25 protein-coding genes, 2 tRNA genes and 1 other RNA gene are annotated in these 24209 nt (G+C 74.4%); 11 read left to right on the top strand and 17 right to left on the bottom strand.

All coding sequences use genetic code 11. From position 1 onward, the window contains the following. Window positions 1-9: 9 nt before the first annotated feature. Window positions 10-549: a MarR family winged helix-turn-helix transcriptional regulator gene (locus tag ACFIF2_RS28445; RefSeq protein ID WP_395576087.1), complete on the bottom strand. Its 540-nt coding sequence runs from the start codon at window positions 547-549 to the stop codon at window positions 10-12. A gap of 206 nt (window positions 550-755) precedes the next feature. Between ACFIF2_RS28445 and ACFIF2_RS28440 the strand changes: the two genes are divergently transcribed. Continuing rightward, window positions 756-953 (top strand): hypothetical protein, encoded by a 198-nt coding sequence (locus ACFIF2_RS28440; protein ID WP_395576086.1) that lies wholly within the window; start codon window positions 756-758, stop codon window positions 951-953. A 295-nt stretch (window positions 954-1248) separates the two neighbouring features. Here the strand turns inward: ACFIF2_RS28440 and ACFIF2_RS28435 are convergent, their stop codons facing one another. The 8 genes from ACFIF2_RS28435 to ACFIF2_RS28400 form a co-directional block, all read right to left on the bottom strand. Continuing rightward, window positions 1249-2187 carry an RNA polymerase sigma factor SigF gene (locus tag ACFIF2_RS28435; protein ID WP_395576085.1) on the bottom strand — a complete coding sequence of 313 codons (939 nt, stop codon included), beginning with the start codon at window positions 2185-2187 and terminating at the stop codon, window positions 1249-1251. 292 nt (window positions 2188-2479) lie between these two features. Further along, window positions 2480-3445 (bottom strand): RNA polymerase sigma factor SigF, encoded by a 966-nt coding sequence (locus ACFIF2_RS28430; protein ID WP_395576084.1) that lies wholly within the window; start codon window positions 3443-3445, stop codon window positions 2480-2482. 192 nt (window positions 3446-3637) lie between these two features. Continuing rightward, entirely contained in the window at window positions 3638-3931 is a 294-nt protein-coding gene (locus ACFIF2_RS28425; protein WP_395576166.1) for a Dabb family protein, read from the bottom strand. Beyond that, complete coding sequence (locus ACFIF2_RS28420) at window positions 3931-4107, bottom strand: hypothetical protein (RefSeq protein ID WP_079160317.1); 177 nt, start codon at window positions 4105-4107, stop codon at window positions 3931-3933. Before ACFIF2_RS28420 ends, ACFIF2_RS28425 begins: the two co-directional genes overlap by 1 nt. A gap of 120 nt (window positions 4108-4227) precedes the next feature. Beyond that, window positions 4228-4312: transfer RNA gene (locus ACFIF2_RS28415), tRNA-Ser, on the bottom strand. Between the two features lie 89 nt (window positions 4313-4401). Then, window positions 4402-4833, bottom strand: coding sequence for a tRNA adenosine(34) deaminase TadA (gene tadA / locus ACFIF2_RS28410; protein ID WP_395576165.1), 432 nt, complete (start codon window positions 4831-4833; stop codon window positions 4402-4404). 95 nt (window positions 4834-4928) lie between these two features. Further along, the gene (locus ACFIF2_RS28405; protein ID WP_395576164.1) at window positions 4929-5471 is read right to left on the bottom strand and encodes a hypothetical protein; all 543 of its coding nucleotides are present in this window, start codon (window positions 5469-5471) and stop codon (window positions 4929-4931) included. Window positions 5472-5869: 398 nt separating this feature from the next. Next, window positions 5870-6124, bottom strand: coding sequence for a hypothetical protein (locus ACFIF2_RS28400; protein WP_395576083.1), 255 nt, complete (start codon window positions 6122-6124; stop codon window positions 5870-5872). Between the two features lie 140 nt (window positions 6125-6264). On the opposite strand from ACFIF2_RS28400, the gene upp reads away from it, so the two are divergent. Beyond that, window positions 6265-6900: a uracil phosphoribosyltransferase gene (upp, locus tag ACFIF2_RS28395; RefSeq protein ID WP_395576082.1), complete on the top strand. Its 636-nt coding sequence runs from the start codon at window positions 6265-6267 to the stop codon at window positions 6898-6900. A 66-nt stretch (window positions 6901-6966) separates the two neighbouring features. Here upp and ACFIF2_RS28390 read toward each other — a convergent pair whose 3' ends face one another. The 7 genes from ACFIF2_RS28390 to ACFIF2_RS28360 form a co-directional block, all read right to left on the bottom strand. Beyond that, on the bottom strand, window positions 6967-7587 hold the full coding sequence (locus ACFIF2_RS28390; RefSeq protein ID WP_395576163.1) for a LytR C-terminal domain-containing protein: 621 nt from the start codon (window positions 7585-7587) through the stop codon (window positions 6967-6969). A 156-nt stretch (window positions 7588-7743) separates the two neighbouring features. Next, on the bottom strand, window positions 7744-8040 hold the full coding sequence (locus ACFIF2_RS28385) for a type II toxin-antitoxin system VapB family antitoxin (protein WP_003999914.1): 297 nt from the start codon (window positions 8038-8040) through the stop codon (window positions 7744-7746). Between the two features lie 177 nt (window positions 8041-8217). Further along, a complete protein-coding gene (locus tag ACFIF2_RS28380) occupies window positions 8218-8355 on the bottom strand; it encodes a hypothetical protein (protein ID WP_395576081.1) in 138 nt (45 codons plus the stop codon). 86 nt (window positions 8356-8441) lie between these two features. After that, window positions 8442-8834, bottom strand: a complete 393-nt coding sequence (locus tag ACFIF2_RS28375) for a hypothetical protein (RefSeq protein ID WP_395576080.1) — start codon at window positions 8832-8834, stop codon at window positions 8442-8444. A gap of 88 nt (window positions 8835-8922) precedes the next feature. Then, complete coding sequence (locus tag ACFIF2_RS28370; RefSeq protein WP_395576079.1) at window positions 8923-9603, bottom strand: HdeD family acid-resistance protein; 681 nt, start codon at window positions 9601-9603, stop codon at window positions 8923-8925. 276 nt (window positions 9604-9879) lie between these two features. Beyond that, window positions 9880-10473 (bottom strand): HhH-GPD-type base excision DNA repair protein, encoded by a 594-nt coding sequence (locus ACFIF2_RS28365; RefSeq protein WP_395576078.1) that lies wholly within the window; start codon window positions 10471-10473, stop codon window positions 9880-9882. A gap of 25 nt (window positions 10474-10498) precedes the next feature. Next, complete coding sequence (locus ACFIF2_RS28360; RefSeq protein WP_395576077.1) at window positions 10499-11227, bottom strand: siderophore-interacting protein; 729 nt, start codon at window positions 11225-11227, stop codon at window positions 10499-10501. Between the two features lie 83 nt (window positions 11228-11310). Here ACFIF2_RS28360 and ACFIF2_RS28355 point away from each other — a divergent pair, with 83 nt between their 5' ends. From ACFIF2_RS28355 to ACFIF2_RS28335, 5 genes are all read left to right on the top strand, one after another. Continuing rightward, complete coding sequence (locus ACFIF2_RS28355; RefSeq protein ID WP_395576076.1) at window positions 11311-13464, top strand: penicillin acylase family protein; 2154 nt, start codon at window positions 11311-11313, stop codon at window positions 13462-13464. Next, a complete protein-coding gene (locus ACFIF2_RS28350) occupies window positions 13439-14089 on the top strand; it encodes a GNAT family N-acetyltransferase (RefSeq protein ID WP_395576075.1) in 651 nt (216 codons plus the stop codon). The genes ACFIF2_RS28355 and ACFIF2_RS28350 overlap by 26 nt, the downstream gene beginning before the upstream one ends. After that, a complete protein-coding gene (locus ACFIF2_RS28345; protein ID WP_395576074.1) occupies window positions 14086-14577 on the top strand; it encodes a cupin domain-containing protein in 492 nt (163 codons plus the stop codon). Before ACFIF2_RS28350 ends, ACFIF2_RS28345 begins: the two co-directional genes overlap by 4 nt. Beyond that, window positions 14574-15386 carry an SDR family NAD(P)-dependent oxidoreductase gene (locus tag ACFIF2_RS28340; RefSeq protein WP_395576073.1) on the top strand — a complete coding sequence of 271 codons (813 nt, stop codon included), beginning with the start codon at window positions 14574-14576 and terminating at the stop codon, window positions 15384-15386. The genes ACFIF2_RS28345 and ACFIF2_RS28340 overlap by 4 nt, the downstream gene beginning before the upstream one ends. Before the next feature lie 178 nt (window positions 15387-15564). Continuing rightward, window positions 15565-17433, top strand: coding sequence for a copper resistance protein CopC (locus ACFIF2_RS28335; RefSeq protein ID WP_395576162.1), 1869 nt, complete (start codon window positions 15565-15567; stop codon window positions 17431-17433). Window positions 17434-17517: 84 nt separating this feature from the next. On the opposite strand, the gene ACFIF2_RS28330 is transcribed toward ACFIF2_RS28335, so the two are convergent. Continuing rightward, window positions 17518-17605, bottom strand: a tRNA-Ser gene (locus tag ACFIF2_RS28330). Between the two features lie 74 nt (window positions 17606-17679). Here ACFIF2_RS28330 and ffs point away from each other — a divergent pair. From ffs to ACFIF2_RS28310, 4 genes are all read left to right on the top strand, one after another. Continuing rightward, window positions 17680-17774, top strand: an RNA gene (gene ffs / locus ACFIF2_RS28325) — signal recognition particle sRNA small type. A gap of 65 nt (window positions 17775-17839) precedes the next feature. Next, complete coding sequence (locus ACFIF2_RS28320) at window positions 17840-20230, top strand: DNA polymerase III subunit gamma and tau (RefSeq protein WP_395576072.1); 2391 nt, start codon at window positions 17840-17842, stop codon at window positions 20228-20230. Window positions 20231-20577: 347 nt separating this feature from the next. Further along, window positions 20578-21828, top strand: coding sequence for a phosphoribosylamine--glycine ligase (gene purD / locus ACFIF2_RS28315; protein WP_395576071.1), 1251 nt, complete (start codon window positions 20578-20580; stop codon window positions 21826-21828). A 308-nt stretch (window positions 21829-22136) separates the two neighbouring features. Further along, complete coding sequence (locus ACFIF2_RS28310; protein WP_395576070.1) at window positions 22137-24182, top strand: hypothetical protein; 2046 nt, start codon at window positions 22137-22139, stop codon at window positions 24180-24182. Window positions 24183-24209 lie beyond the last annotated feature (27 nt).

The raw sequence follows: 24209 nt of genomic DNA, 5'->3' as shown, positions 1-24209 counted from the left end.
TTCCTTTGCTTACGTGGTGATCGCGGGTGTACGGGTGGTCTCTTCGACCGGGGATGTACGGGTGGTCTCGTCGGCCGGGGCCTCGTCCGCGGGTGCCGCGGCGGGCCGCGCCCGGTCGGGCCGGCAGTCGTCGAAGCTCGCCCGGAGCCTGGTCATGAGCCGGGTGAGCTGGCCGACCTCGTCGTCGGTCCAGTCGCTTAGGCGGTGGGCCAGCAGCTGGGTCGTCCGTTCGGACAGCTCGTCCAGCTGGGCCCGGCCGTCGGGCGTCAGGCGCAGGATGCGCGAGCGCTTGTCCGCCGGGTCGGGGGAGCGCTCGATCCAGCCCCGTTCGGCGATGTGCGCGACGTGGCGGCTGGTCACCGACATGTCCACGGCGAGCAGCTCCGCGAGCTTGCTCATGCGCATGTCCCCGTGGCGGCCGAGCAGGGTCAGCACGGCGGCCGAGCCACTGGGGCAGTGGGCCGGCAGGTTGCGGCGCAACTCCCGTTTCACGGCGCCGAAGGCGCTGAACTGGCGGATCAGCTCCTCGTACTGCGCCTTCTCGGCCATGCGCACCTCCCGCATTTGTTGCTTAGGGCAACCATAGAAGCGGTTGGTTGCTACAGGCAAACAAAAACGGTCATGGGGTCATAAAAAGTTGGCAAAGGCAAGTATTGCGAAAGTAAACGTGCAGGTGACGGGCGGTGGGCGAGGTCAAAAGGGCTGGGGAGCCCCGCACTTGGGCCCCACCCGGGGATTCGCTAGTGTCTCGGCCCATGGCTAACAACCAGGGTCCCCAGGGCAACTACGACCCCGCAGGCAGCACCCAGATGTTCCGTGCGTTCGTCGACGACGCCCCCCAGTCCCGGCAGGCGGCCCCGGCCGCCTCCTCCGGTCCCCGCATCGGCCTGATCGTCGGCATCGTGGCCGCCGTGGTGATCGTCGCGGCGGTGGCCTGGCTGGCGCTGGCGTAGCGCCGGCCCGCACCGGAACGGGCCCGGCGCCCCGCCGGGCCCGGCACACACACGCATACGACGGCGACCGCCGTGCACCCGAGGGGTCACGGCGGTCGCCGGGCTGTCGTGATGGTCGGCTGTCGCGGGTGCCTGTCGTGATGGTCGGCTGTCGCGGGTGCCTGTCGTGATGGTCGGCTGTCGCGGGTGCCTGTCGTGATGGTCGGCTGTCGCCGGGCTGTCGTGATGGTCGGCTGTCGCGGGTGCCTGTCGTGACGGTCGGCTGTCGCGGTCGCCGGGCCGCCGCGGGCGGGGCTCAGTCGGAGATGAGGCCCTCGCGCAGCTGGGACAGGGTGCGGGTCAGGAGGCGGGAGACGTGCATCTGCGAGATGCCGACCTCCTCGCCGATCTGTGACTGGGTCATGTTGGCGAAGAAGCGCAGCATGATGATCCGCCGCTCCCGGGGCGGCAGCTTGGCCAGCAGCGGCTTGAGGGACTCGCGGTACTCCACGCCCTCCAGTGCCGTGTCCTCGTAGCCCAGGCGGTCCGCCAGGGAGCCCTCGCCGCCGTCGTCCTCCGGGGCCGGGGAGTCCAGCGAGGAGGCGGTGTAGGCGTTGCCGACCGCGAGGCCGTCGACGACGTCCTCCTCGGACACGCCGAGGACGGCGGCCAGCTCACCCACGGTCGGGGAGCGGTCCAGCTTCTGGGACAGCTCGTCGCCGGCCTTGGTGAGGGCCAGGCGCAGCTCCTGGAGCCGGCGCGGCACGCGCACCGACCAGGAGGTGTCGCGGAAGAACCGCTTGATCTCACCGACCACCGTCGGCATCGCGAAGGTCGGGAACTCCACGCCGCGTTCGCAGTCGAAGCGGTCGATCGCCTTGATCAGGCCGATGGTGCCGACCTGGACGATGTCCTCCATCGGCTCGTTGCGGGAGCGGAAGCGGGCGGCGGCGTAGCGCACCAGCGGGAGGTTGAGCTCGATCAGGGTGTCCCGGACGTAGGCGCGTTCGGGGCTGTCCTGGTCGAGGGCGGAGAGCCGCAGGAACAGGGAGCGGGACAGGGTGCGGGTGTCGATGGCCCCCGGGGCCGGAAGGGCCTGGGCCGGCACGGCGTCGAGCGTCGGCACGGAGTCGAGTGTCGGCACGGCTTCGACGGTCTGAACGCCGTCGACGGGGCCGAGCGCCTCGAGCGTGTCGGGCGCGGTCTCGCTCTCCGCGAGCGCGAGCACCTTCGAGCTGCCCTGGTCTGCGGACATGCCACCCCCTTTGGGTCGCGGGACGGTCGCGGCACACGCTCCCAGGCCGGGAACGCAGCCTTCACCTGAATACCGGAGCCGGAGCCCCGGCAAACGCGTCTCCGGCAGAATGTCACATGTCGGCAACGCGCTGTAGTGACATGTCGACATCTGAGACGCGAATTCCCCCTGGAAACAGGGGGTCTGACGGGCTATCGGCCCGATTCCGCCCGCAACGGCCCTGGTGAGCGATTCGCTCTCCCCGGTGATACCTCGCTCATGCCTTCGATGGTGCGTCGAGGCGCTTTCGAGGCTACGCGTCGATCCGGTTCGCGGACCTCAATCGCTGGAAACTACGCGCGAGTAGCCGCGAGACGTGCATCTGGGAGACGCCGAGTTCCGCGCTGATCTGCGACTGGGTCAGATTGCTGTAGTAGCGCAGCAGCAGGATGCGCTGTTCCCGTTCCGGGAGCTGGACGAGCAGGTGCCGGACCAGGTCGCGGTGCTCGACGCCGTCGAGGGCGGGGTCCTCGTAGCCGAGCCGGTCGAGCAGTCCGGGGAGCCCGTCGCCCTCCTGGGCGGCCTCCAGCGAGGTGGCGTGGTAGGAGCGGCCCGCCTCGATGCAGGACAGCACCTCCTCCTCGGTGATGCGCAGCCGCTCGGCGATCTCGGCGGTCGTCGGGGAGCGCCCGAAGGCGGTCGTCAGGTCCTCGGTGGCGCTGTTGACCTGCACCCACAGCTCGTGCAGCCGGCGCGGTACGTGGACCGTGCGGACGTTGTCGCGGAAGTACCGCTTGATCTCGCCGACCACGGTCGGCATCGCGAACGTCGGGAACTGCACGCCCCGTTCGGGGTCGAAGCGGTCGATGGCGTTGATGAGGCCGATGGTGCCGACCTGGACGACGTCCTCCATCGGCTCGTTGCGGGAGCGGAAGCGGGCGGCGGCGTAGCGCACCAGCGGGAGGTTCGCCTCGATGAGCGCCGCGCGCACCCGGTCGTGCTCCGGCGAGCCCGGCGTGAGGCCCTTCAGCTCTCCGAAGAGCACCTGGGTCAGGGCCCGGGTGTCGGCCCCCCGGCTGCGCTGCGGCGCCGCTTCCCGTGCGGGCGTCTCCGGCGTCTGTGCGGGCGTCTCCTGCGTCTGTGCGGGAGTGTCCTGTGCCTGTGCGGAGGTCTCCTGCGCCTGTGCGGGCGGCTCCGGGGCCCGCGGGGGCGGCTCCTGTGCCTGTGCGGGCGGTGCGGGCTGTGCGGGCGGTGCTTGAGGCGCAGTACTGGCCGGCACGGTCAACTCCACCTCGTGATCCGTCAACTCTTCCGTAACTCATCCGTCAAAAGCGGTCATAGCATCACAAGACATGTGCACTGTGTGCAAGCACCGCATAACGTCGTGTTGAGTGAACGCAGAAGGCCCCGCACCGGGCGGGTGCGGGGCCGGGGCACGGGGCCGGACGTGCGGCCGTACTGTGCGGCGGTACTAGAACTCGTAGTCGGCGATCACCCAGGTGGCGAACTCCCGCCACAGCGCGACGCCCGCCTGGTGTGCCGGGTGGTCGAGGTAGCGGCCCAGGGCGTCGGCGTCGTCCACGGCGGAGTTGATGGCGAAGTCGTGGGCGATGGGGCGGTCGCTGATGTTCCAGCCGCACTCCCAGAAGCGCAGCTCCTCGATCTGGCCGCCGAGCGCCCGGAAGGCCTCGACGCCCTTCACGACGCGCGGGTCGTCGCGCTCCACGCCGTCATTCAGCTTGAACAGCACCAGGTGGCGGATCATCATTCTCCTCCGTTGGCGGCCCAGGTCATGAAGTCGCCGACGGCTCCCGCCGCGTCGGAGATGCCCTGGAAGCCTATTTGCACGTAGTCGGCGGCCTTGGCCGGATCGGTGATGATCACATACAGCACGAAGACCACGAGCACGTAGACGGCGACCTTCTTCGCGTTCACCGCCACCGCGGCCTCCCCTGTCCTTCGACAGTCTCTCAACTGTCTCTCGACTGTCCTTCGACGTACGACTTTCGATCGCACATGATCGCACGAAGGGCCCCGTCTTTCGACGGGGCCCTTCAAAAGCGGTAGCGGAGGGATTTGAACCCTCGGTGACTTGCGCCACACTCGCTTTCGAGGCGAGCTCCTTCGGCCGCTCGGACACGCTACCGAGAGAGACCTTACAACACAGTGCGGCATGGTCTGAAATCGGTATCCGGGCCCCTCGGCCGGCACCGCCCGCACCGGCGGCCGTGCCGGTCAGCGGCCGCGGAAGAAGTCCGTGAGCAGCCGGGCGCAGTCGTCCGCGAGCACGCCCTCGATCACCTCGGGGCGGTGGTTGAGGCGGCGGTCGCGGACGACGTCCCACAGGGAGCCGGCCGCGCCCGCCTTGTCGTCGCGGGCGCCGTAGACGACGCGGTCCACGCGGGACTGCACCAGGGCGCCCGCGCACATCGTGCACGGCTCCAGGGTGACGACGAGCGTGCAGCCGGTCAGCCGCCACTCACCCAGCTCCACGGCGGCCCGCCGCACGGCGAGGACCTCGGCGTGCGCCGTGGGGTCGCCGGTGACCTCGCGCTCGTTGTGCCCGGCCGCGAGCACGGTCCGCCCGTCCGGTGCCAGCACGACGGCGCCGACGGGGACGTCGCCGCCTCGCGCGGCCCGCCCGGCCTCGGCCAGGGCGAGCCGCATCGCGGTCCGCCACCGGTCGCGCACCGGGTCGGGCGGCACGGAGGCGTCCGCCGGCCCTCCTTCTCGGGAGTCTCGGTCCTGTTCGGTGGGCACGGTCAGCGAACGGTCTCCAGGACCTCGGAGGCGCCCAGTGCCTCCGCGATCTCGCCGACCGCGTCCCTGGTCATCGAGCGCAGCTCCTTCTCGCTCACGCCCAGGTCGTCGAGGACCTCGGCGTCACCGACCGGGCCGTGCGGAACGGCCTCGGCGGCGCCGGCGGCCGCGTCACCGCCGTCGGCACCGTCATCGTCGTCGTCGGACTCACCGTCCTCGGTGCCGTCCAGGTCGAGGGCGTCGAGGACGTCGTCGTCGCCGGGGTCCCGGCCGAGCAGCTCGTCGGTGAGCAGGATCTCGCCGTAGCTGCTGCGGGCGGCGGCGGCGGCGTCCGAGACGTAGATACGGGGGTCCTCCTCACCGTCCACCCGGACGACGCCGAACCACGCGTCCTCCTGCTCGATCAGCACGAGCACCGTGTCCTCCTCGGGAGAGGCTTCCCGAGCCAGGTCGGCCAGATCCGACAGGGTCTCCACATCGTCGAGCTCCGTGTCGCTCGCTTCCCACCCGTCTTCGGTGCGCGCGAGCAGTGCGGCGAAGTACACCGTGACTCTCCCACTGGTCATAGGCGTGCCGGTTGGGGGTCCCCCCGGCGGAGGCTGCGGGCGGGGGAGCGGTGCTCCGAGCCCCACCCACTCGGAATCGTGGCAGAAACAAGGCCGTCAGGGGACGTCTTCGACGTCCTGTGTCCGGCAGTTTCGACCGGGCTTCGGGACTCGTCGCCACCACGTGCGGATCGTACGCGGATTCTCGCGGCACCCGCGTAGGCCCGAGTCCGGGACGTCGGCGCGGCGCGCGATCTTCCCCGGGCGGCTCAGGGGGGCGGGGAGCCGGGGGGCCAGGGAGCCGGGAGCCGGGAGCCGGGGAGTCAGGGGGCCGGGTGCGGCCCGGGGGCCAGGGACGTACGGAAACCCGGGTCGGCCGGCGCGGCCACCCGCCGTGGTTACCAGCGGAAGGTGCGCATGCGCATCGCGTGGCGCAGCCGGGCGACCTTGGCGCGGCGCGGCTGCACCCGGTCCCGCAGCTCGCGGGCCTCCGCGAGGTCGCGCAGGAACTGGGCGCGGCGCCGGCGGCGCTCGGCCTCGCGCTCCGAGTCCGTCCCGCGCTCCGTCCTCCGCTCCGTTCTCCGCTCCGTCCCGCGTCCCGTCCCCGGCTGCTCGCCCGGGGACGGCGTGTCGTGGAAGTCCCGGTCAGGCACAGTCTCACCACCCAGCGTCGGTTCTTCCCACCTTCCCCCGGCCGGCCGGTTTGACTCCGGCGAACGAGTGGCGGACCGGCCGGCCGGCTTGCCCCGCCGCGGGGACACCGCCGTCACGGGGCCCGGTTACTGTGGTGGACATGCGTCTCCACGTCGTCGACCACCCTCTGGTCGCCCACAAGCTCACCACGCTGCGCGACCAGCGCACCGACTCCGCGACCTTCCGCCGTCTCGCCGACGAGTTGGTCACCCTGCTCGCCTACGAGGCCACGCGCGACGTGCGCACCGAACAGGTCGACATCCACACGCCGGTCTGCCCGACCACCGGCGTCAAGCTCTCCCACCCGCGCCCCCTGGTGGTGCCGATCCTGCGGGCCGGTCTCGGCATGCTCGACGGCATGGTCCGGCTGCTGCCGACCGCCGAGGTGGGCTTCCTGGGCATGGTGCGCAACGAGGAGACGCTCCAGGCCTCCACCTACGCCACCCGCATGCCGGACGACCTCTCGGGACGCCAGGTGTACGTGCTGGACCCGATGCTGGCCACCGGCGGCACCCTGGTCGCGTCGATCCGGGAGCTGATCAAGCGCGGCGCCGACGACGTGACGGCCGTGGTGCTGCTGGCCGCGCCCGAGGGTGTCGAGCTGATGGAGCGCGAGCTGGCCGGCACCCCGGTGACGGTCGTGACGGCCTCCGTCGACGAGCGTCTCAACGAGCACGGCTACATCGTGCCGGGCCTCGGCGACGCGGGCGACCGGATGTACGGGGCGGCCGAGTAGCCGACGGGGCGGCCGAGTAGGCCGATGGGGCGGCCGGGTCGGCCTCCCCGGATCTCGTACGGCTGCTCAGCAGCTCTTCTTCTCCGCGGCGGGCGTCGGCCGCGGCGCGGCCAGTGAGGCCAGCGTCGCGTCGGCGTCCGCCCGCTTCGCCAGGCCCTTGAAGCCGTCGCCGATGATCAGGTCGACGGCGGCGCCCTCGCGGACGGCGTCGGTACGGCGTTCGGCGCCCGGGAGCTGGCTGCCGAGCACGGGCAGCGTGCTCTTCAGGGACGCGGCGGGGCCGACGAGCACACCGGCGCCCTTGACCTTCTTGTCGTACTCCTTGGGCGCGTTGCCCACGTCGCCGACGCGGAAGCCACGTTTCTTCAGTTCGTCGGCGGTCTTCTGGGCGAGGCCGCTGCGGGTGGTGGCGTTGAGGACGTTGACGGTGACCTGGGCCGGCTTCGGCACGGCCACGGCGGCGGGCGTGGCGTTCGCCTTCGCGGGCGTGGGCCGGCAGTCCGCCGCGGCACCGACCGCGGAGGCCTTGTCGCCGCCGGTGAAGAGGTCGATGAGCTGCAGCGTGCCCCAGCCGAGCACCCCGAGCACGGTGGCGCAGGCGACGCCGAGCGCCGCGAGCCGGCCGCGTCGCCGGGCAGGTCGCATCCGCGGGTACTTGTCCCCCGTGATCTTGTACTGGCCGCCCATGCCAGGGGGAGTGAGCATGCTCATGAGCGCAGCGTAGTGCGCCCGGGCGGTGATGCCTATTAGATGATCAGTCGGTGTTCCGCGGTTCGGCGCAATGCAACCCGAAAGGGTCAAGCCGCGCTGGCGCCGGGGCGTGTCGCCGGCCGTGATCCGCGGTCAGTCGAGTTCGAGGACCCGCGCGTGCAGCACCTGGCGCTGCTGGAGCGCCGCGCGCACCGCGCGGTGCAGGCCGTCCTCCAGGTACAGGTCGCCCTGCCACTTCACGACGTGCGCGAAGAGGTCGCCGTAGAAGGTCGAGTCCTCGGCGAGCAGCGTTTCCAGGTCGAGCTGCCCCTTGGTCGTCACGAGCTGATCGAGGCGGACCGGGCGCGGAGCGACGTCCGCCCACTGCCGGGTGCTCTCCCGGCCGTGGTCGGGGTACGGCCGGCCGTTTCCGATGCGCTTGAAGATCACACGGAAAGCCTACCGGCCGAGACGTTGCGGGCGCAGCCATGGCGTCGGAGTGCGGCGCTGGAAATGACGCCGTAAACGGGGCAAAGGGGAACGCCGGGCCGGGGCCGGGCCCGGCGGTCGCGTCCCGGCGGGGGCGGAGACGGTGCGGGACCGGCCTCCGCCGCGCGGGCCGCTGCGTCAGTCACGCCTCCCTTCCCGCGCGGGCGGCCGGGGTTCGCTCGGGGGCTGGGGCCTGTCGGAGCCGGGTTCGGGGGTGCGGCGGGCGGCCTCGGCGCGCAGGAGGGCGCGCAGGACGGCGTAGGGGTCGTCGAGCATGGCTGTTCCTCGTTCCTCGTTCCGTGTACCTGGGGTGGGTCCCGCGTGTGCGGCGGAGGGCCGGCGCGGGTGGCCGGCCCGGCCCGTCAGCAGCGCAGGACCACGGAACGCCGGGAGGGCGGCGGCACCGCCGGGGCGGAGGGAGGAGCGAGAGCGGGGCAGGGGTGTGGGCGATGACGGTGGAGGTTGAGGTGGAGGTGGCGGTGGTCCGCTGTGGCCGGTGGTGCCGGGGCGGAGCGTCGGCCGCCGCGCGCGGGGGTGCGCAGGGCGGTGTCGAGATGGTCGTACTCACCGGAGGGGCCGCCGGTCCCGCCCCCGGCGGCCGCCGGAGCGACCGGCGCGGGCGGGGCGGCCTGGGCGGTCGCGTGCGCGCAGGGCACCGCCAGGGCGAGCAGCAGGACGAGGACCCGCAGCCAGGCACCCCGGCGCGCGACGCGCGCGGCGCGTCCGGTGGCGGTGGAGTGCGGTGCGGGGCTCACGTCAGGTCGTGTCCCCGCCGGGCGTACGCCGCCCATCGCGCCGGCGACCGGAACCGCCCGCTCGGCGTACGGACGGTGCGGGAGCCGTTCACAGCGTGTGCGGTACCTGGCGGGCGCGTCCGCGCAGGCGCAGGGAGGTGACGATCTCGACGACGCCGACGACGACCAGCCACCACCCGCCGACCAGCATGAGGACCGTGGCCGAGTCGACCGGCGAGTCGATCAGCACGATGCCGGCGACGACGGTGACGACGCCCAGGAAGACGTGCCAGCCGCGCGCGGGCATCGCGGGGTCGTGCGCGGCGGCCACGATCTGGGTGACGCCGCGGAACAGCCAGCCGATGCCGATCCACAGCGCGAGCAGCAGCACCGACTGCAACGGGCCGCGGAAGCAGAAGAGGCCCAGCAGGATCGACACGGCGCCGCTGATGAAGGCGAGGACCCGCAGCGAGGTCGTCCGGTGGGTGCCGAAGGCGGCGGCCAGTTGGAGGACGCCGCTGACGACGAGGTAGAGGCCGAAGAGCACCCCGGCGGCGAGCAGCGACGCGCCGGGCCACACCAGCACCAGCACGCCGAGGACCAGCGAGGCGACCCCGGTGAGCAGCACGGTCTGCCACGCGGCGCGGGACAGCAGGTGCAGGGGCCCTTCGAGGGGCGGTTCGGGCTCGTGCGGCCCGGCGGTCGGGGTGTGCGTCCCGTGCCGGGCGTGGACCCCGCGGTCGTCGTACGGCTGCCGCCCTTGGGGGGAGCCGCTCGGTGGCTCGGTCATACCCCATGCTGCGAGCGCCCTCCCGGCCCCCGCCACCCGGGCCGGTCCACGGGACTGACACGCGCTGCCCTGGCGCAGACGGAGCGACGGCCGGGTACGGCGTGGGCGGGCCGATGCGGCCGGGCGCGCTTGGGTGGGGTGGATGTGACCGGTCCGCGCCGGTGGCGCGGACGCGGTGCCGGTCCCGTCTTGGTCGGGCCCGCGCCCGTCCAGTGGGTGGGGCGGGCCGCCTACCTCCCCGGTGGGCCGGTGGTCCGGCTCCCGCCCCCCGGGCCCCTACTTGCCGGCGGCCTTCGCCGCCTTCGCCGCTGCCTTCACCTCCTGCTTGTGCGCGCGGACCTTGGTCAGCGACTCCGGGCCGGTGATGTCGGCGACGGAGCGGAAGGACCCCGGTTCGCCGTAGGCGCCGGCCGCCTCGCGCCAGCCGTCCGGCCGGACGCCGAGCTGCTTGCCGAGCAGGGCGAGGAAGATCTGGGCCTTCTGCTTGCCGAAGCCGGGCAGGTCCTGGAGCCGCTTCAGCAGCTCCTTGCCGGTGGGCACGCCCCGCCAGACGGCCTCGGCGTCACCGTCGTACGTCTCGACGAGGTACCGGCACAACTGCTGGACGCGCCCCGCCATCGAGCCGGGGTAGCGGTGCACGGCCGGCTTGTCGGAGAGCAGCGCGGCGAACGCCTCGGGGTCGTAGGCGGCGATGTCGTGCGCGTCCAGATCCTCCGCGCCCATCCTCCGCGCGATGGTCGACGGGCCCTTGAACGCCCACTCCATGGGGACTTGCTGGTCGAGCAGCATGCCGACCAGCGCGGCGAGCGGACTGCGCCCGAGGAGCTCGTCGGCCTCGGGGTCCTGGGCGAGGTGAAGTGTGACGTCCATGCCCCCGATGATCGCGCCTGCGGGCTCAGGTCGCGCGCCAGTACCCCAGCGCGTTCACCCGCTGCTTGGGCACACCCAGTTCCTTGCGGGCGTAGGCGGCCAGCGCCCGCGTGGTCGCCGTGTCGCAGGCGATCCAGACGTACGGCTCGGGCGTGGAGCGCAGCAGCTCCGGCAGCTCCTCCTTGACCCGCGCGACCAGGTGCGCGCCCGCGTCCCGGCGCGGAACCGCGCGGACCTCGTGCCGGGCGGGGTCGGTGCGGAAGGGCAGTCCGCTCTCGGGGCCGCCGCCCTCGAACCAGATCGTCGCCGGGACCGGCCCCAGCGCGTCGAGGAGGGAGTTCAGGGCGGGCAGAGACGCCGGGTCCGCGACCGCGAAGACCCGGGACGGCACCGGCTCGGGCCGCTCGAAGCCGGTGCCCTGCACCGTCGCCCCGATCGTGTCGCCCGGCTTGGCCGCCCTGGCCCAGTCGCTCGCGCACCCCTCGTGCAGCGCGAACTCCATGCCGAAGGTGCCCGCCGCCGGATCCGGGTCGACCAGCGTGTACGCCCGCTGGTGCGGCTTGCCCGCGTTCTCGAACCACAGCCGCACCCACATCGTCGGGTGGACGCCGGTCGCCGCCAGCATGCCGCCGTCACTCAGGCGCAGCCGCCGGAACTCCGGCGTCACGTCCTCGGTGTCCGTCACCGTGAAGGTGAAGTCCTTCCCCCGCATCAGCTTGAGGACCGCGCCCTCCCAACCCCGCCCCTGCCCCATGTTTCCTTCACCCTTCACGTACTATTCGGCCACGACTCACAGACTTAGGTGAGCCTAACCTAAAGGAAAGTAGGGGCACAGGGGTGAGCGCCGAGACCTATCGCGACGCCTGGGGAATCCCGCACCTGCGCGCGGACACCGCCGGCGAACTGGCCCGCGCCCAGGGCCGGGTGACCGCCCGCGACCGGGCCTGGCAGCTGGAGGTCGAACGCCACCGCGCCCAGGGCACCTCCGCGTCCTTCCTCGGCCCCGAGGCCCTGCCCTGGGACCGGTTCGTGCGGCGCGCCCGCCTCGCCGACACCGCCCGCCGCTGCTTCACCGCCCTGGAGGAGCGGGACCCGGAGACCGCCGCCTGGGTACGGGCGTACGTCGACGGCGTGAACGAGGGACTCGCCCGGTGCGCCGCCCCCGAGTTCGCGAGGGCGGGGCTCGTCCCCGGCTGCTGGGAGCCCTGGACCCCCCTCGGCGTCTGGCTCGCCACGCACATCCTCTTCGCCGGCTTCCCCGCCAAGCTCTGGCGCGAGCACATCACCGCGCACCTCGGCCCGGACGCCGTCGCCCTGTTCGCCACCGACGGCCCCGGCACGGCGGGCAGCAACGGCTGGCTGGTCGCCGGCGAACGCACCGTCACCGGGCACGCGGTCATCGCCGGAGACCCGCACCGCTGGATCGAGGACCCCGGCGTCTACCAGCAGATCCACCTCTCCTGCCCCGAGTTCGACGTCGTCGGCCTCGCCGTCCCCGGCGTCCCCGGCATCGCGCACTTCGGCCACACCGGCACCGTCGCCTGGGCCATCACCAACGCCATGGCCGACTACCAGGACCTGTACCGCGAGCGACTGCGCCGCACCGGCGCCGGCGTGGAGGCGCTCGGCCCCGACGGCGCCTGGCACCGCGCCGCCCGGCACACGGAGACGATCGACGTCGCGGGCGAGGGGACGGTCGAGGTCGAGATCATCGAGACCGACCGGGGCCCGGTGATCGCCGGCGGCCCCGAGGGCCTCGACGACGGCACCCCGGCCGCCCTGAGCCTGCGCCACCCGCCCCGCGTCACCGCCGACCTCGGCTTCGGCGCGCTGCTGCCGCTGCTGCGGGCCCGCCGGGTCGCCGACGTGGACCGCGCCCTGGACGCGTGGGCCGAGCCGGTCAACGTCGTGCAGGCCGCCGACACCGAGGGCGGGCTGCTGCACCGCGTCGCGGGCCGGGTGCCGGTGCGCTCCGCCGAGGCCCGCCTGCGCCCGGTGCCCGCCTGGGAGCCCGGCCACGAGTGGACCGGCTGGCACACCCCGCCCCGCGCCGGCCTCACCGACGGCGTCGCCGTGATGGCCAACCAGCGCGGTCCGGCCACCCCGTTGGGCGTCGAGTTCGCCCCGCCGCACCGCGCCGACCGCATCGCCGCCCTCCTCGGCGGCAAGGAGCGCTGGTCGGCCGCCGACATGCCCGCGATCCACATGGACACCCACCTCGCCTCGGCCGGCCCCCTCCTGGACCACCTCACCGCCCTGGAGGACCTGACCCCCGAGGCCGCCGCCCTCCGCGAACAGCTCCTCGCCTGGGACCGGCGCATGGACGCCGGCAGCACGGACGCGGCGGCGTACGCGGCCGTGCGCACGGCGGTCGTACGACGGCTGGCGGCACACCCCGTCCTCGCCCCGGCGGCCGTGCCGCCCGCGTACCCCGAGGTGCTCCTGCCGTGGCTCGCGCTGGTGCCGCGCGTCGGATACGCCCTCGAACACCTGCTGCGCGCGCCGGACCTCTACGGCATCGACCGCGCCGAGGCCGTCCGCGCGGCCCTGGAGGAGGTGGCCGCGCGGCCCCCCGCCGGCCCCTGGGGCGACACCCACCGCCTCGCCCCCTGGCGGGCACTGCCGGCATCGTCGGACGGCTCGGGCGGCTCGGGCGGCTCGGGCGGCTCGGACGGCTCCGGCGACTCGGGCGACTCGGTCGAGGAGCCCGGACTGGCCGGCGACCACGACTGCGTGCTGTGCACCTCGGCCGTCCCCGGTCTCACCGACCGGGCCGCGCGCGGCCCCGCCGCCCGCTACGTCTGGGACCTCGCCGACCGGCGGCACAGCCGCTGGGTGGTGCCCCTCGGCGCTTCGGGCGTCCCCGGCTCACCCCACCACCGTGACCAGCAGCCCCTGTGGCTCGACGGGGAACTCGCCCCGGTGATCACCGACTTCGCCCTGCTCACCAAGGAGACCGAAACCGATGTCCGACCCGCACCCGTCCCCTGACTCCCCTCCCTCCCTCTACTCCTCCCCCTACTCCTCCCGCCCCTCGGTCCACGAGCAGGAACTCGACGGTTTCGGCACCGTCCGCCTCCTCCCCCTCGACCCCGCCGCGGACGCCGAGGTGATCCACCGCTGGGCCGGCGAGGAACGGGCCGCGTTCTGGGGCATGAACGGCCTCACGCGCGAACAGATCGCTGGCATCTACGCCCACATGGAGACCCTCGACACCCACCACGCCTTCCTGGTGGTGAAGGACGGCGAGCCGGTCGCGCTGCTCCAGACCTACGAGCCCGAGGCCGACCGGGTGAGCGAGTGCTACGCCGTCGAACCCGGCGACATCGGCGTCCACCTGCTGCTGGCCCCCGCCGGGACCGGGGGCGCCCGGCCCGGCTGGACCGCCGCGCTCTCGCGCGCCATCGTGGCGTACGTCCTGCTGGTCCTGGACCGGAAGCGGATCGTGGTCGACCCGGACGTGGACAACACCAAGGCGATCGCCCGCTTCGTCAAGCAGGGCTTCACCGCCGGGCCGGCCGTCGTGCTGCCCGAGGTCGACCTGCCGGACGTGTACCTGCCGGAGAAGAAGGCGCAACTCGCCTTCCTGCGCCGGGAGGTAGCCTTCCCGGGGTGACTCCCCCGCCGACCGCCGAGGACCTGATCGCGCACTACGGACTGGAGCCCATCCCCCGGGAGGGCGGCCTCTTCCGGCGCACCTGGGCCGGTCCCGAACGCCCCGACGGACGCCCCGCGGGCTCCGCCATCGTGGCCCTGCTGACCGCCCGGCCCGACGACTTCTCCGCCCTGCACCGCCTGCCCGCCGACGAGGTCTGGCACTTCTACCTCGGCGATCCGCTGGAGCTGCTGCTCCTCGGCCCGGACGGCGGCGCGCGTACGGCGGTCCTGGGACCGGACGTCCTGGGCGGACAGCACGTGCAGTTCACCGTCCCCGCCGGGACCTGGATGGGCGGCCGGGTGGCGGCGGGCGGCGCGTGGACGTTCTTCGGCTGCACGATGGCGCCCGGATTCACGTACGGGGACTACGAGCACGGCGACGCGGCCGCCCTCACGGCGCGCTATCCCGCCGAGGCGGCACGCATCGTGGGACTGTGCCGTCCATGAACCCGCCCACCCCACTGCTCGCCGGCCAGGTGGCCCTGGTCACCGGCGCGAGCGGCGGCATCGGCCGCGGCATCGCCCTCCGGTTCGCCGAGGAGGGCGCGGCGGTCGCGGTGCACTGCCGTACGGCGGTCGGGGCGGCGCGGGACGTCGCCGCGCGGATCCGGGAGCGCGGCGGCCGGGCCACGGTCCTGCGGGCCGACCTCACGGACGAGGACGCCTGCCGGGACCTGGTGGCGGAGGCCGCCGACTGGGGCGGCGGAGGCGGGGGACAGGGACCTCAAGGACGACATGGACGACGGCTGACGGCGCTGGTCAACAACGCGGGCGTGCAGCCACTGCGGGAGCTGCCCGGCATGACGGCCGCCGAGTGGCGGGCGGTGGTGGACGCCAACCTCACCAGCGTCTTCGCGTGCACGCAGGCCGCCGCCGAGGTCATGCGGGCCCAGGACGGCGGCGGCACCGTCACCCACATCGCCTCCATCGAGGCGGGCGCGCCCGCCCCCGCCCACGCGCACTACGGCGCCTCCAAGGCGGCGGTGGTGGCGCACGCCCGTGCGGCGGCGCTGGAGTACGGGCCGTGGGGGGTCAGGGTCAACACCGTCTCGCCCGGCCTCGTCGACCGGGAGGGGCTCGCCCGGGACTGGCCGGACGGCGTACGCCGGTGGCGCGAGGCGGCGCCCACGGGACGGCTCGGACGCCCGGAGGACGTGGGCGACGCGTGCGTGTTCCTGGCGTCGCGCCTGGCGTCCTGGATCACCGGGCACGACCTGGTGGTCGACGGCGGGGTGACGGCCCGCCCCTCGTGGTGAGGACCCGGCCGGTCCTTCGTTGAGCGGTACGGCGCCCGCGCGTTGAGCGGTACGGCGCCCGCGTCCGTACGTATCCCCGAGTCCCCGAGGCAGCGGGTCCCGACGACGGAGATGCGACGTGAGGTGTGGTGGCGGTACGCGCACGGGAGTCCGGGTCGGCCGGGGACCGCGAGGGGTGGTGCTCCTCGGGACCGTGCTGGTCCTCCTCGTCCTCGGCGGCGCCGGACCCGCCTCGGCCCACGCCGCCCTGCGCTCGACCGACCCCGGGGACGGCATCGTCCTCCAGCGGGCCCCCCGGCACGTCACCCTGGCCTTCACCGAGTCCGTCGGCCTGCGCGACGACTCCTTCCGCGTCCTCGACCCGGGCGGCCACCGGGTGCGCACGGGGGAGGCCGGGCGCGTGGACGGCCGCTCCGACACGGTCCGCGTCGCGCTCCCGGGCGAGCTGGGCGAGGGCACGTACACGGTGGCCTGGCGCGTGGTGTCGGCCGACAGCCACCCCGTGTCCGGCGCCTTCACCTTCTCGGTCGGCACGCCCTCCGCGACGGCCGCGTCGGACACCGGCCCCGCCGAGGACCCGCTGACCGCCGCCCTCCACACCATCGCCCGCTACCTCTCCTACCTCGCCGCCGCCCTCCTCATCGGCACCGCCGCCTTCGTCCTCCTGTGCCGCCCGCCGGACCCCGCCCCGTTGCGCCGCCCGCTGACGGCCGGCTGGTGGACCCTGCTGGCGGCCACCGTCGCGCTGCTGGTGCTGCGGGCGCCGTACGAGTCGGGCGCGGGCCCGTCGGCGGCCCTGGACGCCACCGCCCTCGGCGACACGATGACCGGCCGGCCCGGCATGCTCCTGCTGGCCAGACTGGCGCTGCTCGCGCCGGTCGCGCTGCTCCTCCTCCGCGCAGTCGGTACGGCCCGCACGGCCCGCACCGGGCGGGGCACCGCCCTCACCGCCGCCGCGGGCACGCTCCTCGCCGTCGCCCTCGCCCTGACCTGGGCCGCCGCCGAACACGCCGCCGCCGGCATCCAGGTGCCGCTCGCGATGACATCGTCCGTACTGCACCTGCTGGCCACCGCCGTCTGGCTCGGCGGCCTCGTGGCCCTGCTGACGACCCTGCGCTCCGCCCCCGACGCGGCCACGGTCGCGCGCTTCTCCCGGACCGCCCTCACCTCCGTGACCGTTCTGGTGGTCACCGGCGCCTACCAGTCCTGGCGCGGCCTCGGCTCCTGGCCGGCGCTCACGGGGACGACGTACGGCAGGCTGCTGCTCGCGAAGGTCGTCCTGGTGGCCGTACTGCTGGCAGCGGCGGCGGTGTCCCGCCGCTGGACGACCGCCCTGGTGACGACGAAGGTGGGGACGGCGACGGGAACGGCGGCGGCGCGGGAGCGTGAGCGGGGGCACGTACGCGCCCGCGTGCCGGAGCCGGCGGGCGGCCCCCCACCCCGGGCACCGGAACCCGAACCCGTAGCCGTACCCGTATCCGTATCCGTATCCGAACAGACCGTGCCGTCCGAGCCGCCGGAGCCCTCGGAGCCCTCGGAGCCGTCGAGGTCGGAGGACGCCCCCCACCACCGGGCACTGCGCCGGTCCGTGCTCGTGGAGGCCGGCGTCGCGGCCGTCGTCCTGGTGGTCACCACGGTGCTCACCAGCACCCCGCCGGGCCGGACGGCGGACGAGGCGGCGCGGGCGGTACCGGCGGGCGGCGTGCTGCCCGCGTCGGTCACCACGATCCCCTTCGACCTAGGCACCTCGGGCCGGGGCACGGTCCAGATCACCCTGGACCCCGGCCGCACCGGCGACAACGCGGTGCAGGCCGTGGTCTTCGGCCCCGACGGCAGCCTGGCCGCCGTACCCGAACTGCGCCTCTCCTTCACCCTGCCCGACCACCAGGTCGGCCCCCTCGAAGCGGAACTCGTCGACCGGGGCGGCTACTGGAGCGCCAACTCCCTCACCCTCCCGCTCCCCGGCACCTGGACGATGAGGGCCACGGTCCGGGTGTCGGAGATCGACCAGGTGACCGAGACCCGGCGGATCCGCATCGAGCGGTAGGGACGGCAACGGCGAGGAAAAGACAGAACGTCGAAGGGCCCCCTGTTTCCAGGGGGCCCTTCGACTTCGTGCCCGGTGAGGCACTGGCGGAGGATACGAGATTCGAACTCGTGAGGGGTTGCCCCCAACACGCTTTCCAAGCGTGCGCCCTAGGCCTCTAGGCGAATCCTCCGCGGCAAACATTACATGACGTCGGAGAGTGCTTGCGAACTCGTTCTCGGGGCCCCGCATCGGGTAACGTGTGGCTCAGCCCCTCACGCGGCGCTATCTGACTGAACTCCCCCAGGGCCGGAAGGCAGCAAGGGTAGGTCGGCTCTGGCGGGTGCGTGGGGGGCGCCTGCGTTCACGGGGTGGGCCGGTTCACAGGGCGCTCCGGTTGTCAGTGGGCGCCTATAACCTCGTATGCGTGTCGTCTCTCGCGCTCTACCGCCGTTACCGCCCGGAGTCCTTCGCCGAGGTCATCGGTCAGGGGCATGTCACTGACCCGTTGCAGCAGGCGCTGCGGAACAACCGGGTCAATCACGCGTACCTGTTCAGCGGTCCGCGCGGGTGCGGCAAGACGACCAGCGCCCGGATCCTGGCCCGCTGTCTGAACTGCGAGCAGGGCCCGACGCCGACGCCGTGCGGCGAGTGCCAGTCCTGCCGCGACCTCGCGCGTAACGGACCGGGTTCCATCGACGTCATCGAGATCGACGCCGCCTCGCACGGAGGCGTGGACGACGCCCGTGACCTGCGGGAGAAGGCGTTCTTCGGGCCCGCCTCCAGCCGGTACAAGATCTACATCATCGACGAGGCCCACATGGTCTCCCCGCAGGGCTTCAACGCCCTGCTGAAGGTCGTCGAGGAGCCCCCGGAGCATCTGAAGTTCATCTTCGCCACCACCGAGCCCGAGAAGGTCATCGGGACCATCCGGTCGCGGACGCACCACTATCCGTTCCGGCTGGTGCCGCCCGGCACCCTGCGCGAGTACCTCGCCGAGGTCTGCGGCAAGGAGCAGATCCCGGTAGAGGACGGTGTGCTGCCGCTGGTGGTGCGGGCCGGAGCCGGGTCCGTCCGCGACTCCATGTCCGTCATGGACCAGCTGCTCGCCGGCGCCGGTGCCGACGGTGTGACGTACGACATGACGACCTCCCTGCTCGGCTACACGGACGGCTCGCTGCTGGACTCCGTCGTCGAGGCGTTCGTCACAGGGGACGGCTCGGCCGCCTTCGAGGTCGTGGACCGGGTGATCGAGGGCGGCAACGACCCGCGGCGTTTCGTCACCGACCTGCTGGAGCGCCTGCGTGACCTGGTGATCCTCGCCGCCGTGCCCGACGCGGCGGACAAGGGGCTCATCGACGCCCCCGCCGACGTGGTCGAGCGGATGCAGGCCCAGGCCCGGTCCTTCGGCGCCGCCGAGCTGAGCCGTGCCGCCGACATCGTCAACGAGGGGCTCACCGAGATGCGCGGCGCCCACTCGCCGCGCCTTCAGCTGGAGCTGATCTGCGCGCGCGTGCTGCTGCCCGCCGCGTACGGGGACGAGCGTTCGGTGATGGCCCGTCTGGACCGGATCGAGCGCGGGGTGCAGTTCTCCGCCGGCGCGGGCGCGCCCGCCATGGGGTACGTCCCCGGGCCCGAGGCGCATGCCGGTGGTGGCGGCGCCGTGGCCGCCGCCGGCCCGGTTCCGCCGGGCGGCGGACCCGCCGCGGCGCGGGCGGCGGTACGGGCGCCGGGTGGTGCCCCTGTGGTTTCCGGTCGGGGAGACGCACCTTCGGAGGCGTCCCCGGGTGCCGTTACCGCGACCGGCGAAGGCGGTGGTCACACCGGGGGCGGGCAGCCCCAGGCGGCCCCTGCTCCGGCTGCCGCCCCTGCTCCGGCTGCCGCTCCTGCTCCGGCTGCCGCTCCTGCTCCGGCTGCCGCTCCGGCTGCCGCTCCTGCCCCGGCCGCTGCTCCTGCCCCGGCCCCGGATTCGTCCCCTGCCTCGGCGCCCGCGCCGGGTGCCTGGCCGACCGCCGCTCCCGCGGGGGGCGGCCGACGCCCCGGGGGGTGGCCCACGGCGGCTCCCGCAGGCGGCGGTCAGCCGGCCCGGACGCCGGCCGGGCCCGCCACCCCCGCCCCGGCCCCGGCTGCCGCACCGGCCGCTGCCGCACCGGCAGCCGCTTCGCCGTCGCCGTCGCCGTCGCCGGGTTCGGGAGTCGACCCCCGTTCGATCTGGCCCAACATCCTGGAGGCGGTCAAGAACCGCCGCCGCTTCACCTGGATCCTGCTCAGCCAGAACGCCCAGGTGACCGGCTTCGACGGCACCTCCCTCCAGATCGGCTTCGTCAACGCCGGTGCTCGCGACAACTTCCTCAGCAGTGGCAGCGAGGACGTCCTGCGCCAGGCACTGACCGAGCAGTTCAACGTGCAGTGGAAGATCGAGGCGGTCGTCGACCCCTCCGGCGGCTCGGCGCCCCCGGCGCCCGGCGGCTTTGGAGGCACCGGCGGCGGTGCGGGCGGCGGCGCCGGCTTCGGCGGGTCCGGCGGCGGTGCGGGCGGTGGCTTCGGGGGCGGGGCGCCCGCCCCGCGTCCGTCGGCTCCCTCGCCCGCGGACCCGTCCCCGGCGCCCGCGCCCGCCGCGCCGGCACCGCCGCCGTCCGGCACGGCCCCCGCCCACGCTCCCCGGCCCCCGGCCCCGGAGCCGCCGCGCTCGGTCTCGCCCGAGGACGACATCCCGGAGGACGACGACCCCGACCTCGACGAGTCGGCCCTCTCCGGCAAGGAACTGCTGGTACGGGAGCTGGGGGCGACGGTCGTCGAGGAGATCGCGCACGAGTAGCGCGCCCGTGCACCTGCGCCGAGCGGCAGGGCTACGCGCCCGCGCCGCCCAGCCCCGACCCCCGCGCCACCCAGCCCCGGCCCCTGCGCTGCCGGACCCCGGCCGTCGCGCCGCCCGGCCCCAGCCCCGGCGTGCGACCCCGGCATGCGGCCCCGGCTGTCGCGCTGCCCAGCCCCGGCCCTCAGCCCCGGCGTGCGGCTCCGGCCGTTGCGCCGCCCGCCCCCAGCCCTCTGCTCCACCAGTTCCCCACCCCCGGCCATCGCCTGGAGGAACCCACAACCCCCCGCGCCCCACCCCTTCGGAAGCCCGCACAAACCGCCGCGGCCCGTTCCCATTAGGCTGACCCCGTGAAGGTCCTTGTCATCGGCGGCGGCGCCCGCGAACACGCCCTGTGCCGTTCCCTGTCCCTCGACCCCGACGTGACCGCGCTGCACTGCGCACCCGGCAACGCCGGTATCGCCGAGGTCGCCGAACTGCACCAGGTCGACGCCCTGGACGGCGCGGCCGTGACCGCGCTGGCCACCCGGCTCGGTGCCGAACTGGTCGTCGTCGGACCGGAGGCGCCCCTCGTCGCCGGGGTCGCCGACGCCGTGCGCGAGGCGGGCATCCCGGTCTTCGGCCCCTCCGGGCAGGCCGCGCGGCTGGAGGGCTCCAAGGCCTTCGCCAAGGACGTCATGGCCGGTGCCGGCGTCCCCACGGCCCGCTCCTACGTCTGCACGAATCCCGCCGAGGTCGACGAGGCCCTCGACGCCTTCGGCGCCCCCTACGTCGTCAAGGACGACGGCCTGGCCGCCGGCAAGGGCGTCGTCGTCACCGACGACATCGAGGCGGCCCGCGCCCACGCGGCGGCCTGCGACCGCGTCGTCATCGAGGAGTACCTGGACGGCCCCGAGGTCTCCCTCTTCGCCATCACCGACGGCGACAACGTCCGCCCGCTCCAGCCCGCCCAGGACTTCAAGCGCGCCCTGGACGGCGACGAGGGCCCGAACACCGGCGGCATGGGCGCGTACTCGCCGCTGCCGTGGGCCGACCCCAAGCTGGTCGACGAGGTCGTGCAGAGCGTGCTCCAGCCGACCGTCGACGAGATGCGTCGCCGGGGCACCCCCTTCTCCGGTCTCCTCTACGCCGGTCTGGCGATCACGTCCCGCGGCGTCCGCGTGATCGAGTTCAACGCCCGGTTCGGCGACCCCGAGACCCAGGTGGTCCTGGCCCGCCTCAAGACCCCGCTCGCCGGTCTGCTGATGGCCGCCGCCACCGGCAACCTCGCCGACCTGGAGCCCCTGCGCTGGAGCGACGAGGCGGCCGTCACCGTGGTCGTCGCCTCGCACAACTACCCGGGCACCCCGCGCACCGGCGACCCGATCACCGGCCTCGACGAGGTGGCCGCCGAGGACGCCCCGCACGCCTACGTCCTGCACGCCGGCACCCGGCGCGAGGACGACGCCGTGGTCAGCGCCGGAGGCCGCGTCCTGTCCGTCACGGCCACCGGTACGGACCTCACCGAGGCCCGCGACCGCGCCTACCGGGCCGTCGCGCGCATCGGCCTCGACGGCTCCCAGTACCGCACCGACATCGCGGCGAAGGCGGCGGGGGCGTAACCGCGAGCAGCCCCTTCGCACCGAACCCGGCAGGCCCCGGCTCCGTCTCAGGAGCCGGGGCCTGACCCTTGCTGTCCGTCATCCACCTTTCCCCAAAGCCATTCCATCGAGTGACCGATGCGCCATACGGCTGACGGGCGCGGAGGCCCCAACTAGGGTGCCGCGCAAGCGTTCCGGCACTTGGCCCACCGGCATTGCGATGTCAGTGGCGGGTGCCACAGTGGGGGGAGAGCAAGAGCGGGAGAGCCGCGGAAATGCCCGGAAAAGACAGGACAGACAGGACAGCGAGGACGGGGTGAGGTCCGGCCGTGACCGGTACCGGTGGTGTGGAGATGGGCGCGCAGGCGGCGCGCTCCCGAGCCCTGGCCGTGCTGCGCGTCCGCAGCCGGGCGCTGGCGATCGCCCTGCTGCCCGCGGCCGCCGCCGTGATCCTGCTCGTCGGCGGGTCCACCGGGCACCTCGCGGGCGGGGGCTGGGACGTCGTCCGCTGGATCGTGTCCGTGCTCGCGGTGCTCGTCCTGGCGGCCGCCGCCGCAGTGGCCCTGGTCGTCGCGCGCTCCCGGCCCGCGGTGACCCCGACGGTCACGATCGCCGAGGAGTCCGCCCCCGACCTCTACCGGATGGTGCGGGACCTCGCCGACCGGCTCGACGTCCCCGCTCCCTCCGCCATGGCGCTGACACCCGACTGCGACAGCTGGCTGGAGGACCGCACCCACCCGGCCCACGGCCCGCCCCCCGTGGAGGAGCACGACGACGTGGCCGGCGTGGACGCCCCCGCCCGCCGCCGGGCCGTCGCCGCGCCCGTCCTCGTCATCGGCTCGCCCTTCCTGTGGTGGATGCGCGTGGGAGAGCTGCGCGCCGTCCTCGCCCCGGTCGTCGCCGGTACGGGGCCCTCGGCGCACCCCGACATAGCCGCGGCCCGGCGCTTCATACGGGGCCTGGACGCCGCGGTGGCGGTCGCCTCGACGGGCGGACGCGGACCGCTGTCCCGCGCGGCGCGCGCGGGCCTCGGCCGGGTGTCCAGGCTCCTGCTGCGCGGCTGCCGGGTCCACGCGGCGGAGATGGAGCGCGGGGTCGCGACGGCCGCCGCCGAGCGTGCCCAGGCGGTGGACTACGGCGTGCGGATCGTCGCGCAGGAGCAGGTCGGGCTCGCCTACGCGGGCTGGGACCGCCTGCTCACCCGGGTGGCGCTGCCGGCCTGGCGGATGGGCCGCTGGCCCTCCCGGCTGGACGTGGGCGTGGTCGCCGCGCTCACGGAGCTGTCCCGCCGCGACCGCCTGGCCGAGGGCTTCGCCTCCCGCCTGGGCGAGCGTCCGGCCTGTGACCTGCTGGAGGAGCCCGGGGTGATGGACGAGGCGGTCTCGCTCCTCGCCGCGCGCCTCTTCCACGGCGGGCCCGCCGAGACCGGCCCGGACTGGTCACCGGTGGACTGGGCGGAGTACCCCGAGGAGGTGGTCGACCGGACCTGGCGCACGGACGCCGCGCGCCTCCACCGTGTCCTGGACGCCCTGGGCGTCCGCCGCGCCGCCGAGGGCGCCGCCCCGGGCACGGAGGGCCCGACCCTGGCCCGCGTCCTGGACCACCTCACGACCCCGCCCGCCGACGCCCCCTCCGGGCCCGAGCCCGGCCCGGGAACCGACGCCGACACCTACGCCACACCTCCGGCGTACGACACCCCCACCGCCCCCACCACCCCCGTCGCTCCCCGCGACCCCACCGACGGCCACGACGCCCCGGACGCCCCGAGCACCCCGCACCACCTGAGCGCGGCCGCCCCGGACGACCATCACGCCCTCCCCGACCCCCCGAGCGCCCCCGACCACCCGGGCGCCCCGGCCCAGCAGCCGCCCCCCGACCTAGCGGCGGCCCCGGACCGCAGCGCCCCCGTCGACGACGATGACGACCTCGCCGGCACCACCCCCCGGGGCGCCGCCCTGGCCGCCGGGCTCAGTGCCCAGCTGGCCCGCGAGGAGGCGGAGGCCCAGCCCGCCGGACCCGGAGCCGGAGGCGCGGCCCCCGTGCCCGGCACGGGCACCGGACCGGTCGGCCCCGACAGCGCCGCCCTCTGGGACGACCGCGCGCTGCCCCTCTTCCCCCTCCAGCCCCCGCGCACCGGCCGCGAGATCCTCACCGCCCACATCACCGCGATGGTGTGCTGCGCGGCGATGGACACCGCCGGCGCGGCCCCCGGCCTCGACTGGCTCGACGGCCCGTCCCTCCTGGTCGACGGCGCCCGCGCCACGGACCTGGCCCCCCGCGTCCGCAGCCTCGTGGAAACCGGCGACCCGGGCCCCCTGCGCGCCTGGATGACGGAACTCGGCGTACGCCCGGAGAAGCCGGTCCGCCTGGTCTGACACCTCCCGGCCCACCTCCCGGCCCCG

Source organism: Streptomyces sp. BK79 (assembly GCF_044142145.1).
Classification (GTDB): domain Bacteria; phylum Actinomycetota; class Actinomycetes; order Streptomycetales; family Streptomycetaceae; genus Streptomyces.
The sequence above is the reverse complement of the archived record's forward strand: the minus strand, read 5'-3'. Positions and strand labels throughout refer to the sequence as shown.

Excerpts from the sequence above, each read along its gene's own strand:
- ACFIF2_RS28445 (WP_395576087.1), bottom strand. The coding sequence starts at position 549 with ATGGCCGAGAAGGCGCAGTACGAGGAGCTGATCCGCCAGTTCAGCGCC.
- ACFIF2_RS28440 (WP_395576086.1), top strand. The coding sequence starts at position 756 with ATGGCTAACAACCAGGGTCCCCAGGGCAACTACGACCCCGCAGGCAGC.
- ACFIF2_RS28435 (WP_395576085.1), bottom strand. The coding sequence starts at position 2,187 with ATGTCCGCAGACCAGGGCAGCTCGAAGGTGCTCGCGCTCGCGGAGAGC.
- ACFIF2_RS28425 (WP_395576166.1), bottom strand. The coding sequence starts at position 3,931 with ATGATCCGCCACCTGGTGCTGTTCAAGCTGAATGACGGCGTGGAGCGC.
- tadA (WP_395576165.1), bottom strand. The coding sequence starts at position 4,833 with ATGCGGCTCGCCCTGGCCGAGGCCGGGCGGGCCGCGCGAGGCGGCGAC.
- upp (WP_395576082.1), top strand. The coding sequence starts at position 6,265 with ATGCGTCTCCACGTCGTCGACCACCCTCTGGTCGCCCACAAGCTCACC.
- ACFIF2_RS28390 (WP_395576163.1), bottom strand. The coding sequence starts at position 7,587 with ATGGGCGGCCAGTACAAGATCACGGGGGACAAGTACCCGCGGATGCGA.
- ACFIF2_RS28380 (WP_395576081.1), bottom strand. The coding sequence starts at position 8,355 with ATGCTCGACGACCCCTACGCCGTCCTGCGCGCCCTCCTGCGCGCCGAG.
- ACFIF2_RS28370 (WP_395576079.1), bottom strand. The coding sequence starts at position 9,603 with ATGACCGAGCCACCGAGCGGCTCCCCCCAAGGGCGGCAGCCGTACGAC.
- ACFIF2_RS28365 (WP_395576078.1), bottom strand. The coding sequence starts at position 10,473 with ATGGACGTCACACTTCACCTCGCCCAGGACCCCGAGGCCGACGAGCTC.
- ACFIF2_RS28360 (WP_395576077.1), bottom strand. The coding sequence starts at position 11,227 with ATGGGGCAGGGGCGGGGTTGGGAGGGCGCGGTCCTCAAGCTGATGCGG.
- ACFIF2_RS28350 (WP_395576075.1), top strand. The coding sequence starts at position 13,439 with ATGTCCGACCCGCACCCGTCCCCTGACTCCCCTCCCTCCCTCTACTCC.
- ACFIF2_RS28340 (WP_395576073.1), top strand. The coding sequence starts at position 14,574 with ATGAACCCGCCCACCCCACTGCTCGCCGGCCAGGTGGCCCTGGTCACC.